This window comes from Streptomyces sp. NRRL F-6492 (genome assembly GCF_001280125.1).
Taxonomy (GTDB): Bacteria; Actinomycetota; Actinomycetes; order Streptomycetales; family Streptomycetaceae; genus Streptomyces.
This window is the reverse complement of sequence record NZ_LGEG01000222.1, coordinates 1-13,694: the sequence shown is the minus strand read 5'-3', so window position 1 is coordinate 13,694 and position 13,694 is coordinate 1. Positions and strand designations below refer to the sequence as shown.

11 protein-coding genes are annotated in these 13,694 nt (G+C 74.2%); 6 read left to right on the top strand and 5 right to left on the bottom strand.

Annotated elements, in window-relative coordinates; genetic code table 11:
- Window positions 1–93: 93 nt before the first annotated feature.
- Both ADL08_RS19905 and ADL08_RS19900 read left to right on the top strand, forming a co-directional pair.
- A complete protein-coding gene (locus ADL08_RS19905; protein ID WP_053644827.1) occupies window positions 94–1,020 on the top strand; it encodes a helix-turn-helix domain-containing protein in 927 nt (308 codons plus the stop codon).
- A 43-nt stretch (window positions 1,021–1,063) separates the two neighbouring features.
- A complete protein-coding gene (locus tag ADL08_RS19900; protein WP_053644824.1) occupies window positions 1,064–1,894 on the top strand; it encodes a carbohydrate-binding protein in 831 nt (276 codons plus the stop codon).
- 3 nt (window positions 1,895–1,897) lie between these two features.
- Here ADL08_RS19900 and fahA read toward each other — a convergent pair whose 3' ends face one another.
- A complete protein-coding gene (gene fahA, locus ADL08_RS19895; protein WP_053644822.1) occupies window positions 1,898–3,124 on the bottom strand; it encodes a fumarylacetoacetase in 1,227 nt (408 codons plus the stop codon).
- Window positions 3,125–3,413: 289 nt separating this feature from the next.
- On the opposite strand from fahA, the gene ADL08_RS19890 reads away from it, so the two are divergent.
- Window positions 3,414–4,736, top strand: a complete 1,323-nt coding sequence (locus ADL08_RS19890; protein WP_053644820.1) for a hypothetical protein — start codon at window positions 3,414–3,416, stop codon at window positions 4,734–4,736.
- A 27-nt stretch (window positions 4,737–4,763) separates the two neighbouring features.
- On the opposite strand, the gene ADL08_RS19885 is transcribed toward ADL08_RS19890, so the two are convergent.
- Together ADL08_RS19885 and ADL08_RS19880 are read right to left on the bottom strand one after the other, a co-directional pair.
- Complete coding sequence (locus tag ADL08_RS19885; protein WP_053644819.1) at window positions 4,764–6,764, bottom strand: CocE/NonD family hydrolase; 2,001 nt, start codon at window positions 6,762–6,764, stop codon at window positions 4,764–4,766.
- Window positions 6,765–6,773: 9 nt separating this feature from the next.
- Window positions 6,774–8,279: a peptide MFS transporter gene (locus ADL08_RS19880; protein WP_053644817.1), complete on the bottom strand. Its 1,506-nt coding sequence runs from the start codon at window positions 8,277–8,279 to the stop codon at window positions 6,774–6,776.
- 196 nt (window positions 8,280–8,475) lie between these two features.
- On the opposite strand from ADL08_RS19880, the gene ADL08_RS19875 reads away from it, so the two are divergent.
- Complete coding sequence (locus ADL08_RS19875; RefSeq protein WP_053644815.1) at window positions 8,476–9,486, top strand: polyprenyl synthetase family protein; 1,011 nt, start codon at window positions 8,476–8,478, stop codon at window positions 9,484–9,486.
- An 84-nt stretch (window positions 9,487–9,570) separates the two neighbouring features.
- Window positions 9,571–9,744, top strand: coding sequence for a hypothetical protein (locus tag ADL08_RS37245; RefSeq protein WP_159043125.1), 174 nt, complete (start codon window positions 9,571–9,573; stop codon window positions 9,742–9,744).
- A gap of 25 nt (window positions 9,745–9,769) precedes the next feature.
- Here the strand turns inward: ADL08_RS37245 and ADL08_RS19870 are convergent, their stop codons facing one another.
- The gene (locus tag ADL08_RS19870; protein ID WP_053644813.1) at window positions 9,770–12,046 is read right to left on the bottom strand and encodes an FUSC family protein; all 2,277 of its coding nucleotides are present in this window, start codon (window positions 12,044–12,046) and stop codon (window positions 9,770–9,772) included.
- Window positions 12,047–12,288: 242 nt separating this feature from the next.
- Here ADL08_RS19870 and ADL08_RS19865 point away from each other — a divergent pair, with 242 nt between their 5' ends.
- A complete protein-coding gene (locus ADL08_RS19865; RefSeq protein WP_053644811.1) occupies window positions 12,289–13,521 on the top strand; it encodes a LolA family protein in 1,233 nt (410 codons plus the stop codon).
- Between the two features lie 84 nt (window positions 13,522–13,605).
- Here ADL08_RS19865 and ADL08_RS35745 read toward each other — a convergent pair.
- The coding region (locus ADL08_RS35745) for a proprotein convertase P-domain-containing protein (protein WP_159043131.1) at window positions 13,606–13,694 on the bottom strand (89 nt) is incomplete at its 5' end.

The window sequence follows — 13,694 nt, the reverse complement described above, 5'->3', positions numbered from 1 at the left end:
CCGGGCCCTTCGGCGCACTTCACCCCCGCCGGGCGCCGTGTCATCGTGGGAGCCGCACCCAATGGTCTGTACCAGTCGTGGAGGGACGGTTCCATGCGCGGCACCACGGTCTTACCCGGAGCGCCCTGCGAAGCCCCGAGGGACGGCGACCCGCCCGTGCACCGGCTCGAACTGCGGCTGCCCGACCAGGTGCCCTTCGCCGCCGGGGGGTTCGACGCGATGGGCCCGATGTCGCGGGCCGCGTACCCGCACCGGCACACCTTCTACGAGATCGTCCACGTCACCGAGGGGAGCGGGGTCCACGTCCTCGACCTGGAGCGGTACGAGGTGCGGCCGCCGCAGCTCGGGGTGATCCTGCCCGGCCAGGTCCACCACTGGGAGGGCGTGCGCGGCCTCGAAGGGTCGCTCGTCCTCTTCACGCCCGAGTTCCTGGTCGGCGGACCCGACGACGAGGAGCTGCTGCGGCGGCTCGGGGAACGGCCCTGGGCCGACCTCGACACCGCCACCCACGAGCGCACGAGCCTGCTGATGGGCGACCTGGCCGAGGAGTACCGGCACGGGGCCGACGGGTTCGCCGGGGTGCTGCGGTCCCTGCTGCACGTCCTCCTCGTACGGGCCGTCCGGCTGCCCGGCGGCGCGGGCGGGGGAGGGGAGCCGCCGCCGCGCGGCCTGGCCGAGGAGTTCCTGCGGCTCGCCCGGACCGCCGGGACCGCCGGGCTCTCCGTACGGGAGTGCGCCGAGCGGATCGGGGTGACCCCCGGGCACCTCACCGAGGTGGTGCGGGCGGCCACCGGCCGCACGCCCGCCGCGCTGCTCCGCCAGGAGCGGGTGCGGGAGGCGCAGCGGCTGCTCGTCGCCACCGGGCTGCCCGTGCGGCAGGTGGCCGCCCGGGTCGGGTTCGACGACGCCGCCTACTTCTGCCGGTTCTTCCGCAGGGAGGTCGGCCGCAGTCCCGGGCGCTTCCGAAAAGACCACGACCGCCGTGTTCCGTCCATCGAACCCGGTGCCGCGGGCCCCTAGGTTCGTTGCCGATCCCAGCGCCCCCACCCGAGGAGCCAGGCACATGGACAACGAGACCAGCACCGGGCACGTCAGCCGCAAGACCGTCCTGCGGGCCGCGCTCGCGGCCGGCATGGCGGCGCCCGCCGTGCTCATGGGCGTCCCCGCGCTCGCCCGCACCCTGACCGGCGGCGAGCAGGCGCCCGCCCTCACCCCCGCGTGCGACGACGGCGACGACCCCACGCCGGAGCAGATGGAGGGCCCGTACTTCAAGCCCGACTCCCCGCTGCGCTCCAGCCTGCTGGAGTCCAACACCCCCGGCGTCCGGCTCACCGTCGGCGGGTACGTCTTCGGGCTCGCCTGCCGGCCGATATCCGGCGTCCTGCTCGACTTCTGGCAGGCCGACACCAACGGCGCCTACGACAACACCGGGTTCCGCTTCCGCGGCCACCAGTTCACCGGCGCCGACGGCTCCTTCAGGCTCACCACGATCGTGCCCGGCCTCTACCCGGGCCGCACCCGGCACCTCCACGTCAAGGTGCAGGCCCCCGGCCGCCCGGTGCTCACCACGCAGCTGTACTTCCCGGGCGAGCCCCGCAACAACACCGACACCCTCTTCGACCCGCGGCTGCTCATGACCGTGCGGGACGCGGGCGGCGCGCGCGAGGCCGCCTTCGACTTCGTCCTGAACGTGGCGCAGAACCCCGGCCCGACGCCGACGCCGACGCCGACCCCGACCACCCCGCCGCCGGGAGGCAGCTGGGCGGTCGGCACCGCCTACAAGGCGGGGGACGTCGTCACGTACGGCGGGGCGCGGTACACCTGCCTCCAGGCGCACACCGCCCAGCCCGGCTGGCAGCCGCCGAACGTCCCCGCCCTCTGGCGGGCCGCCTGACGGTCAGGCGGCGGGGGCGATCCGGCCCCGGACCTCGCCCAGGGCGACCCGGGTGCCGTCCGGGCCCGGCGCCCACGCGGTGAGGACGACCTCGTCGCCGTCCTCCAGGAACGTCCGCTTCCCGCCGGACAGTTCGAGCGCGTCCCGCCCGTTCCAGGTCAGCTCCAGGAGCGAGCCGCGCTGGTTCACCTCGGGCCCGGAGACCGTCCCGGAGCCGTACAGGTCGCCGGTGCGCAGCGAGGCGCCGTTCACCGTCATGTGGGCGAGCTGCTGGGCCGCCGTCCAGTACATCGAGGAGAACGGCGGCTCGGCCACCACCTCGCCGTTGATCTCGACGGTGATCCGCAGGTCGAAGCCGCCGGGCTCCTCCTCGTCCGCGTCGTCCAGGTACGGCAGGAGCGGGAGGTCCCGCGCGGGCGGGGCGGTCCGGGCCGCGTCCAGGGCCTCCAGGGGCGTCACCCACGCCGAGACCGACGTCTGGAACGACTTGCCGAGGAACGGGCCGAGCGGCACGTACTCCCAGGCCTGCACGTCCCGCGCCGACCAGTCGTTGAGCAGCGTCAGGCCGAAGACGTGCTCCCGGAAGTCGCCGAGCGGCACCGGCCGGCCCAGCTCCGACGGGGTGCCGACCAGGAAGCCGACCTCCGCCTCGATGTCCAGCTTCACCGAGGGGCCGAAGACCGGGGCCGGGTCGGCGGGCGCCTTGCGCTGCCCGGAGGGCCGTACGACGTCGGTGCCGGAGACCACGACCGTGCCCGCACGCCCGTGGTAACCGATCGGCAGGTGCTTCCAGTTGGGGGTGAGCGCGTCGCCGTCGGGGCGGAAGATCCGGCCCACGTTGGTCGCGTGGTGCTCGCTCGCGTAGAAGTCGACGTAGTCCGCGACCTCGTACGGCAGGTGCAGCGTCACCGCGTCCAGCGGGTGGAGCAGCGGCTCCACGTCCGCCCGGTGCGCGGGGACCGTCACCCAGGCGGTGAGCGCCCGGCGGACGTCGCGCCAGGCGGTCCGCCCGGCGGCGAGCAGCGGGTTCAGGCCCGGCTGCGCGAGCAGCGACGCGTAGGGGGAGCCGAGCGCGTGCGCCGCGGCCCCCGCGTCGAGCACGTACCCGCCGATCCGGACGCCGAGCCGGCGCCGGTCGGGCTCCTCGGCGGTGGAGAAGACGCCGTACGGGAGGTTGTGCGGGCCGAAGGGATCGCCCTCGGCCAGATCGAGCGGGCTGTGCTCGGACATCGGTACCTGCCTCGCTTTCCACGGGTGTGGGGGACACGTTACGGGTCGGGCCGCCGGGCGCTGATGACATGGATCACACGGAAAGCGCGGCCTCCGTGGGCAACTGTCCGCGTTCGCTCCCTTTGGGCGCCCGGCGGCCCCTCCCACCGGATCCGAGCTGCGGAAACGGGCCTCCCGCAGGGGCTCCCGCGGCCCTACGATCACGGTGGTACCGCGCCGCGTGAAGCAGCCCGCAGGCGCGTGCCCGCCTTTCTTTCATCTTCCCTGACCAGGAAAAAGGGTCCGCACTGTGAAGATCCGTCGCATTCTCGCGACCGCCGTGGCCGCCGCCGTGACCACCCCGGTCGTCTTCCTGTCCGCCGCACCGGCGTTCGCCGACACCAAGCCGTCGCCCGCGTCGACGCAGAAGCCCGCCCAGGGCGAGGACGACAAGCCGCCGACGCACCAGGACCTGGTGGAGGCCGTCGCCAAGGCGCAGGCCAGGCTCGACGCCCTGGAGGCGGAGCGCAAGCAGGTCCTGAAGGACCTCAAGGACGACACGATGGACCCGGCCCTGAAGGCCGAGTTCGCCGCCGCCAAGGAGGCCGTCAAGGTCGCCGAGGAGGCCAAGAAGACCGCCGACCAGAAGGTGGTCACGGCCCAGGAGGCGCTGGACAAGCTCACCGAGACCGCCACCGAGGAGGAGCGGAAGCTCGCGGAGAAGGACCTCGCCGACGCGAAGAAGGCCGCCGAGGACGCCGCCACCGCCAAGGCCGCCGCCGGCCTCCGGCTGGAGAAGGCGCAGACCGCCTGCGACGACGCCCGCGTCGCCCTCGCGCGGAAGGCCGAACTCCTCGCCAAGGACATCGTCCTGGCGAAGGAGGAGCTCGCCGAGGCGGAGCAGGACCTCGAAGACTTCGAGGAGATCTCGGAGTGCGTCGAGGACGACGCCGTCCAGGTCGACCTGAGCGGCCCGAAGAGCATCACCGCCGGCCAGCCCGCCGTCTTCTCGATGCGCGTCACCAACACCTCGGACCGGACCCTGGACCTCGTCGACGTCTACGCCAACGCGTCGCGGTTCGTCCTCCCCGGCGAGGAGGTCGACGAGGACACGGACTTCACGGAGTGGGTCATCCCCGTCGAGTGGTCCTCGGCCGACGTCCTCGAATGGACCCCGGTCTCCGAGGAGTTCGACGCCATCGAGGTCGGCAAGCTCGCCAAGGGCGCCCACTACGACGTGAAGCTGCGCCTCACGGCCGCCGCCGACGCCCCGGCCGGCAAGGGCATGGTCTTCGCCTACGGCGAGTACGAGAACAACGACGGCTCCTGCGGCATGGGTCTGGACGGCGCGCACGCCAACTTCGACATCCTCGCCGCCAAGGGCGACAAGCCGGCCCCGACCCCGACCCCGTCGTCGTCGACCTCGGCGCCCGCCCCGTCGCCCTCCACCGGAAACACCGGCACCACCCAGCAGGGCGGTTCGTCCACCACCCCGGTGACCGACGGCACCCTCGCCGCCACCGGTGCGAACGACGTCCTGCCGCGGCTCGGCCTCGCGGCCGGTGCCGCCGTCGCCCTCGGCGCCGGCGCGCTGGTCGTCGCCCGCCGCCGCAAGGCCGGTTCGCAGGCGTAAGCGGGTCCGGATCCCCCGTACGCGCGCTCAGCCCGCCGTACGGGGGATCCGCTTCTCCCAGGTGCGGCGGAAGACGACCTCGTCGCCCTCCCTGCACACCACCTCGTTCCAGGTGTGGAAGGCCTCCGCGTCGCAGGTGATCTCCGAGCGGGTGTCCACGCCGACGTCCCAGCCCCGGTCGGGCCGGCGCAGCCGGATCGTCCAGTCCGAGCGGGTGCGGGCGGTCAGCGGGCCGCTCTCCTCGATCGTGTAGGTCTCCAGGGCGTCCTCGGTGAATTCGAGCCCGTCCGGGTACACGCGCGTGCCGCCGTACTTCGGGTCCACTTCGAGCCGCCACTCGCCCTTGGCCACGTCCCGGACCACCACCCGCTCCGGGCGCCGCTCCTCCGGGGCGGCCGGATACACCACGCCCAGCGGCTCGGCCTGCTCCGGCTCCTCCCACACGACCGCGTCCTCGGTGCGGCGGCGGACCGGCAGGGTGAGGGAGGAGCCCGCCGGGTCGAGGGTGAAGCCCGCCGCGTCGGGCTGCGGCCAGATCCACGGCCAGTACGTGGAGGAGACCGCGAGCCGCACCCGGTGGCCGGGCGCGAAGGCGTGGCCGATGCCGTTCAGTTCGAAGACGACGTTCTCCGTCTCCCCGATCCGGGCCGGCTCGGCCCGGTCGCGGCCGTGGCGGGCGGAGAGGTTCAGCGCGCCCCGGGTGACCAGGGTGGAGGAGCCGTCCGGCCCGATGTCGCAGAGCCGGGCGATCACCTGCCCGGTGGGGGCGGCCGCGCGCAGCGACAGGCTCACGGACGGGCGGCCCAGGATCTCCACGGGACCGCCGTCCTCGGGCACGGGGAAGTCGAAGCAGGCCGAGTGGGCGTCCTCCTCGCGCTGGTCGGGCGGCAGGTCGGCGTCGTTGCCGAAGGGGAAGAAGCGGCCCGCGTCGATCCCGGTCTGCTGGGGCGAGTCGACGACCACCGGGGAGCCCTGGAAGCCGTACGTGACGGGGGTGACGTTCGGGGACGGCCAGGCGGGGTCGGTGACCCAGCGGCCCGGCAGCTCCTCGTACACGGTGGCCGGCGGGTGCGAGTCGCTGATCCAGGACCGCAGCAGCGGCTCGTCCATGACGCCGTTCTCGGCCCCCTTGAGGTGGTGGTCCCACCAGCGCAGGGTCTCCTGGAGGAAGCCGATCGCGGGCCCGGGCGGAAGCCCCCGGTCCGGGTACTGGTGCGACCAGGGGCCGACGATCCCGCGCACCCGGTCCGCCGGCAGGTGCCGGACGAGCCGCAGGACGGTGTCCCGGTACGGGTCGTGCCAGCCGCCCACGGCGAGGACGGCGGCCCCGATCGCCCCGTAGTCCTCGCAGACGCTGCCGTGCTTCCAGTACGCGTCCCTCGTCTGGTGGGAGAGCCAGGTGTCGACGAGGGGCTCCACGGCCTCCAGGCGCCGCAGCCACATCGACCGCCACTCCTCGCCCGCGTACTCCGGGTCCGGCGGGCGGGAGGCGAAGGCGAGCATGGTGGCGGCCCAGGCGTGCATGTCGACGCCGAGGACCGAGCCGCCCATGTAGTGCACGTCGTTGTCGTAGCGGTCGTCGGTGGAGCAGACGGTGACGACGGCCTTCAGCGGCTCGGGGGCGAGGGCGGCGATCTGGAGCGAGTTGAAGCCGCCCCAGGAGATGCCGAACATGCCGACCTTCCCCGTGCACCAGGGCTGCTCGGCGAGCCAGTCCACCACGGCCACGCCGTCGGCCAGCTCGGTCGCGTCGTACTCGTCGCCCGGCAGGCCCTCGCTGTTGCCGTGGCCGCGCACGTCCACCCGTACGGAGGCGTAGCCGTGGCCCGCGTACCAGGGGTGGCGCTGGTGGTCGCGGGGCGCGGTCCAGTCGCTCAGGCGGTACGGCAGGTACTCCAGGAGCGCCGGCACGGGCTCCTCGGCGACGGGGCGCCACACGCGCGCGTACAGCAGGGTGCCGTCGGGGAGCGGGATGCGGACGTCCTCGCGGCGGGTCTCGTACGGGAAGTCGGTGCGGATCTTCGGCATCGGGTCACCTCAGTGGACGGGGTGCATGGTGCGGCGCAGCCAGGGCGCCAGGGCGATCACGACGAGGCCGGCGGCGACGGCCACCGCGCCGTTCACGCCGAAGTACAGGGGCTTGGAGACGTCGTCGTAGAGCTTCACGGTCTGGGCCTGGATCCCGTTCGCCAGGGCGAGGGAGAGGAACCAGAGCGACATCGTCTGGCTGGAGAAGGCCTTCGGGGCGAGCTTGCTGGTGGCGGACATCCCGGAGGTCTCCAGGAGCACGTCGCCGAGGCCGAGCAGCAGGTACGAGCCGACGATCCACCACGCGGCCATCCGGTAGGCGTCGTCGGCGTGCCCGGAGGTCGGCAGGACCATCAGGAGGAACGACAGGCCGCCCAGGATCACCCCGAACGCGATCTTGTTCGATACGTGCGGCTGGCGGTGGCCCATCCGGGCCCAGACGGCGGCCACCACGGGCGCCAGGGCCACCTCGAAGGCGCCGAGGGCGGAGGCGTACCAGCTCGCCGGGAAGTCGAAGCCGAGGAGGGTGGTGCGGGCGTTGGTGGAGGCGAGCAGGATCATCGTCGAGTACGCCTGGAAGAGGATGAAGTTGAACACCACCGACGCCAGGAAGAGCACGACGTACGGCCGCAGGCGGCCGCGCTCCTCGGCCGTGACCCGGGGGCTGGTGAACATCACCCAGAAGTAGACGACCGGCGCGACCACCGAGATCAGGGTCAGCGCGTCCACGAACCGGTCGATCGTCAGCCACCCGGCCAGGGCCAGGACCGTGGCGGCGACCGCCACGACGACCGCGCCCGCGACCATCAGCCGGACCGCCCGGCGCAGGGCGTCCGGGGCGAGCGCGAACTCGGCGGCGTGCTTGCGCCCGGCCAGGTGACGCCGGCCCGCCACGTACTGGACCAGACCGAAGGTCATGCCGATCGCGGCGGCCGAGAAGCCCCAGTGGTAGCCCTGGTGGTCGGCGAGCCAGCCGGTGATCAGCGGACCGGCGAAGGCGCCGATGTTGATCGCCATGTAGTAGAGCGCGAAACCGGCGTCGCGGCGGTCGTCGTCCGTGCGGTAGAGCTTGCCGACCATGGTCGCCACGTTCGGCTTGAGCAGGCCCGTCCCGGCGCTGATCAGGCCCAGTCCCACCCAGGTCATGGCGGCCGTGGGGACGGCCATGGCGTAGTGCCCGCAGGCGATCAGGATCCCGCCCCAGAGGACCGCGCGGTACGAGCCGAGGACGCGGTCCGCGAGCCAGCCGCCGGCCACCGAGACCAGGTACACCAGCGTGCCGTAGGCGGCGGAGACCGAGGCGGCGGTGCCGGGGGACATGCCGAGTCCGCCGTCGGAGACGGCGGCGGCGAAGTAGAGGACGAGGATCGCCTGCATGCCGAGGAACGAGAACCGCTCCCAGACCTCCAGGCCCGAGAGGGTCAGCAGGCCCTTCGGATGCCCGAGGAAGGCGCGGTCGTCCTCCGGCGGCGGCTGCTCGCCGTCCGGATCGGTGTCGATGTCTGTTCGGGACAAAACGCCTACTCCTGGTGGTATCGGCTGATCCCGAACATACCGGGGGTGACGGGAAGGCGCCCACGGTGATCGAAAGGTGACCGGATACGCTGGCTTGAGTGAATCCGGCGACACATCGACAATCCCCGTGATCGTCCCGTGTGATCGCTGCCGACCGTGTAGCGACAGCAGGCGTCAGCAGACAGGAGATCCCCTCGTGACCGTCGTCGGGCCGTTCGGCCTCAGCGTGCGGGACCAGGCTCTCGAGGCCGATGTCCAGACCGGTCTGGCGGCCGTGGAGGCGGGCCTCCTGGACGCCACCAAGAGCGACGTGCCCTTCATCACGGAGGCCGCGCAGCACCTCGTCCTGGCCGGCGGGAAGCGCTTCCGCCCGCTGCTCGTGATGCTCACCGCCCAGTTCGGCGATCCCTACGCGCCCGGCATCGTGCCCGCCGCCGTGGTCGTCGAGCTGACCCACCTCGCCACGCTCTACCACGACGACGTCATGGACGAGGCCGACGTCCGGCGCGGCGTCCCCAGCGCCAACACCCGCTGGGGCAACTCCATCGCCGTCCTCACCGGCGACTTCCTCTTCGCCCGCGCCTCCCACACGCTCGCGGACCTCGGCCCGGAGGCCGTCCGCATCCAGTCCGAGGCGTTCGAACGCCTGGTGACCGGCCAGATCCTGGAGACCGCGGGACCCGCCGACGGCCGCGACCCCGTCGACCACTACCTCGACGTCCTCGGCGGCAAGACCGGCTCGCTCGTCGCCGTCGCCTGCCGCTTCGGCGCCATGATGGCCGGCGCCGACGAGAGCGTCGTCGGCATCCTCACCCAGTACGGCGAGCGGCTCGGCGTCGCCTTCCAGCTCGCCGATGACGTCCTCGACATCGCCTCCGACTCCCACGAGTCCGGCAAGACCCCCGGCACCGACCTGCGCGAGGGCATCCCGACCCTGCCCGTCCTGCGGCTGCGGGCCGCCGCCGCCGAGCACGGGCGCCCCGAGGACGTCGAGCTCGTCGCCCTCGTCGACGGCGACCTCACCGACGACGCCCGGCACGCCGAGGTCCTGCGCCGGCTGCGCGCCCACCCGGCCCTGGAACAGGCCCGCCGGGACACCGTCCGCTACGCGGAGGAGGCCCGCGCGATGCTGGCCCCGCTCCCCGACGGCTACGCCAAGTCGGCGCTCGCGGAGCTGTGCGACGCGGTGGTGCACCGGGCGGGCTAGGGCCTGTCCGGCGGTCCACCGCCGCCCCCCCCGGAACCCGCATGACGGTCGTGTTGATCATGTGCGCGGCCGGGAGGGGAAGCGGTGAGGGCGGCTCTGGTGACGGGCGGCGCGGTCTCGACGGGCGACGGCGGCCCGGCGGCGGTCGAGAGCACGGGCGCCACGCCCTCCGCGACGGTGCCGGACGCCCCGTCCGCGCCGCACGCCGGGCCCGCCCCGACCACCCCCGTCGCCACGCGCAGCCTGCACAGCTCGTAGCGGCGCCGCCGCTTGAGGCGCCCTCCTAGGGGGTGTCCTCCGGCCGTGGGGGCGAGCCCGCCTCCAGGTCGCGGGCGAGTGCCCGGAGCCAGACCTCCACGTCCGTGAGCGAGGCCAGCAGCGGCACGGGGACCCGCTCCGCCACCTCCGGCGGCAGGGACGCGGGGCGGACCCGTACGCCGTCCGGGGGGAACCCCGCCGCCCGTACGGTCGCCGTCACCACCTCCTCGGCCGCCTCCCGCGCCCAGCGCCGGGCGTCCGGGGGAAGCCCCGGCATGCCGTCCGTACGGGGCAGCCAGTAGGCGCCGACCAGCGTGCGCGACCCGTGGTCGAGCACCGCGAGCCAGTCGTGGGCGGCCCCGGCGGCGTCCGCGGCGGGCTCCGTCCGGTACTGCGCGTAGGCCGCCTCGGCGATGCGGAGCCGGTGCAGGGTGAGCCGTACGCCGGGGGAGGGGCCGGACGGGGTCACGCCGCTCCCGGCCGGGGGCACGCCGCTCCCGGCCGGGGGCATGTCGCTTCCGTCCGTGGGCATGTCGCTCCCGGGCGGGGTCGTGTCGCTCCCGGCCGTGGGCACGCCGCTTCCGGCCGTGGGCATGCCGCTCCCCGCCGTGGCCGCGTCCCTCCCGCCCCCGTCCGTCACCGCCGTCGCCGTGGCCCGCACCAGCGGCGCGGCGGCCCGCAGCAGGCCGGACATGGCGTACCGGATCTCGGCGCGGGCCCCCGCCGGCCAGGCCAGCAGGCCGCAGAGCAGGCCGATCGCGCTGCCGGTGAGCACGTCGACCAGCCGGGCCTCCGCGAGCCGCCAGGTCACGGGCGCGATCTGGGCGAAGGCCGTGGCCACGACCAGCGTGAAGAGCCCCTGGCCCCAGGAGGGACCGCCGAGCGGGCCCAGCGTGAAGGCCACCAGCATCATCGGCACGAGCAGCGCCGCGTACACGGCGGACGCGCCCCCGGCCCCCACGATCAGCAGCCCGGCCGCGAACGCCCCCGCCAGCGTCCCGGCGGCCGCCGCCCGCACGGCGGACCAGGTGGCGCCCGCCGTGGTCCGGCCCAGGGTCAGGACGGCGAGCAGCACCCAGAAGCCGTGCGTCAGGTCGAGCGAACCGGCCACCAGCCGGGCGAGCGCCAGGCCGAGCGCGGTGCGCAGCGCGTTCTGGAAGACGACGGAGCGCCGGGTCAGATTGCCCCGGATCCGGACGGCCACCAGCCGGGCCGGCCCCTCCGCCGCGTACCAGAACTGCTCGCGGGGCAGCCCGTGGAGCCGCTCGCGGCCGCCGAGCGCGAGGGAGGCGGCCGTGCGGACGGTCACCGCCGACACCGCCGCCGTCAGGACCGTCGACCGCCGGACCAGGACGGCGCGCGGGACCGGCTCCCGCCCGCCGGAGGCCCCGCCGCGCGCCTTCAGGAAGTCCGCGACCATCTCTTCGAGCAGCTGCGGCCCGGCGAGGACCCGCCCCCGCGGCCCCCGCCCCCTCGCCCCCCTCCGCAGCGCCGCGGCCGTCTCCGCACAGCTCGCCGCCGTCCCCCGCAGCAGGTCCGCCGAGACCGTGTCCCCGGGCGCCGGGACGTGCGCGGCGAGGAGGGCCAGCTGGTCGAGGAGCCGGCGCGTCGCGGCCCCCGCCTGGGCCAGGGCCCGGTCCGTCCGGCCCGCGCCCGTCGGCCGGGCCCCGGCGGGCAGCCGCGACAGGCGCAGCTCCCGCCCGGCCGCTTCGAGCCGCCCGGCCGCCTCCGGGTCCGGTTCCTCCCCGCGGGCGGCCCCGGCGGCGGCGCGGGCCGCCAGGTCCAGGGCGCCGGCGATCCGCTCGCGGTACGGCGCCTCCGGCGCGTCCGGGAACAGCACCGCCTCGGCCAGGGCCAGGAGCGCCCCGCCGACGGCGAGCCCGATCAGCCGCTGCGGCAGCGTCCCCGGTGCGTACGGCGGGAAGCAGGCCAGGATGTAGAAGAGCTGGAGTCCGGGGGCGGCGCCCGCGATCCGGGGCCCGCAGGCCGTCCCGAAGGCCAGCGCGAACCCGACCGCCAGCATGCCCGCGACGGCCGGCCAGGTCCCGACCGCGAGGACGGTCCCGAGGGCGACGAGCACGGCCGCGGCCGGCAGGGCCCGCAGCACGGTCGCGGCGCGCTCCCGGCCCGCCCCGGGCAGGGGGGAGAGGATGCCGAACGCGATGGGGGTGAACAGGGCGTAGACCCCGGCCACCGGCCGGTCCAGGAGGTAGAGCGCCGGATAGAACCCGGCGGCCGTCGCGGCCGTGACGTGCGCGGCGTGGCGCCCGGTGCGCGCCACCGCGGAGAGCCCCTCGGCCATGACGGCTCCCTTCCGACCCGCCTCCCTCCAGTCTCGCCCGGGACCGCGCGTCCCGCCTTCGCGGAACCGGCCGTTCCCCTTGTGCGGATCCGCGCCGGTCTCGGGGTCGGGTCATCCCGGAGGGGTACGCGAGGTTGATCCCGGGGGCTGACGCATCTCCCCCTCCCGTTTGGTCAGATGGAGTACATCGACCACGTGAGGCCGTTCGGGCCTCTCCAGGGCGCACGGAGGTAGCGGAGACCATGGCAGCGAACGAAGTCCCCAGCGAGACCCCCAGCGAGGCTCGCGGCGAGGCTCGTGGCGAGACCCGTCGCAAGGCGAGCCGGTACGTCGTCCCCGCCGCGGTGGCCGGCGTGGCCGCGGCGACCATCGGTCTGGTCCCGGCGCTCGCGGCGTCCGGCGACCCGGACCTGCCGGAGATCACGGCACAGCAGCTCGTCGAGAAGATCGCGGGCTCGGAGACGCAGACCCTCTCCGGCACCTTCAAGGTCTCCACCGACCTGGGCCTGCCGGCCCTCGGCGGCCTGGCGTCCGGCCTCGGGGGCCTGGGCGGCGGCGCCTCCTCCACGGCGGACCCCGCGCAGAAGCTCACCGAACTCGCCTCGGGCACCCACACGCTGCGCCTGGCGGCGGACGGCCCCGAGCGCCAGAAGCTCACCCTGCTCGACGGCTCCGACGAGTACAGCCTGATCCACAACGGCGACGACGTCTGGGCCTACGACAGCAAGTCGAACGAGGTCTTCCACGAGAAGGGCGCGTCGCAGGGCCCGGAGCCCGAGGAGAAGGAGCTGCCCGCGACGCCCAAGGAGCTCGCGGACGAGGTCCTGAAGGCGGCGGGCGACACCACGTCGATCACCGTCGACGGCACGGCGAAGGTGGCGGGCCGGGACGCGTACCAGCTCCTGATCAAGCCGAAGCAGGCCGGTTCGACGGTCGCGTCGGTGAAGATCGCGGTGGACGCGGCGAACGGCACCCCGCTGAAGTTCACCCTCTCCTCGGTCGAGGGCGGCAAGCCGGTCGTGGACGCCGGCTTCACGAAGGTCGACTTCGCCCGCCCGGACGCGTCGGTCTTCGCCTTCGAGGCGCCGAAGGGCGCGAAGGTGACGGAGGGCGCGGAGGAGGCGCGGAAGTCGGAGAAGCTCCCCGAGAACTTCGAGAAGGACTTCGGCAAGGGCTTCGAGAAGGACTTCGGGAAGGGCTTCGAGGACTTCGGCAAGGGCCTGAACGTCATCGGCGAGGGCTGGACGACCATCGCGAAGCTCGACACCGGGGCCCCGGCGCCGAAGACGGACGGGGCGCCGAAGGAGATCCAGGGCTTCCTGGACTCCTTCGGCGACGAGGTCACCGGGAAGTTCGGCTCGGGCACCGTCTTCAAGACGAAGCTGGTGAACGCGCTGCTCACCGACGACGGCAAGGTCTACGTCGGCGCGGTGACGAAGGACGCGCTGGTGAACGCGGCGAACGCCGACAAGTAGGAGCCGAACGGGTTGGGACCCCGGGCGGGTCGGGGGCGATGGTCACCGACCCGCCCGGGCGTTTCTCCGCCTTCCCCGTGAGGGTTACGGGAAGGTCAGCTTGAAGGCGTTGATGTAGCCGGTGTCGGCCGAGGCCTTGTCCTGGACGCGGAGCTTCCAGGCGCCGTTGGCGA

Bases quoted from the DNA above. Each gene is read 5' to 3' on its own strand.
- ADL08_RS19900 (WP_053644824.1), top strand. From the start codon at position 1,064: ATGGACAACGAGACCAGCACCGGGCACGTCAGCCGCAAGACCGTCCTG.
- ADL08_RS19870 (WP_053644813.1), bottom strand. From the start codon at position 12,046: ATGGCCGAGGGGCTCTCCGCGGTGGCGCGCACCGGGCGCCACGCCGCG.
- ADL08_RS19865 (WP_053644811.1), top strand. From the start codon at position 12,289: ATGGCAGCGAACGAAGTCCCCAGCGAGACCCCCAGCGAGGCTCGCGGC.
- fahA (WP_053644822.1), bottom strand. From the start codon at position 3,124: ATGTCCGAGCACAGCCCGCTCGATCTGGCCGAGGGCGATCCCTTCGGC.
- ADL08_RS19905 (WP_053644827.1), top strand. From the start codon at position 94: ATGCGCGGCACCACGGTCTTACCCGGAGCGCCCTGCGAAGCCCCGAGG.
- ADL08_RS19885 (WP_053644819.1), bottom strand. From the start codon at position 6,764: ATGCCGAAGATCCGCACCGACTTCCCGTACGAGACCCGCCGCGAGGAC.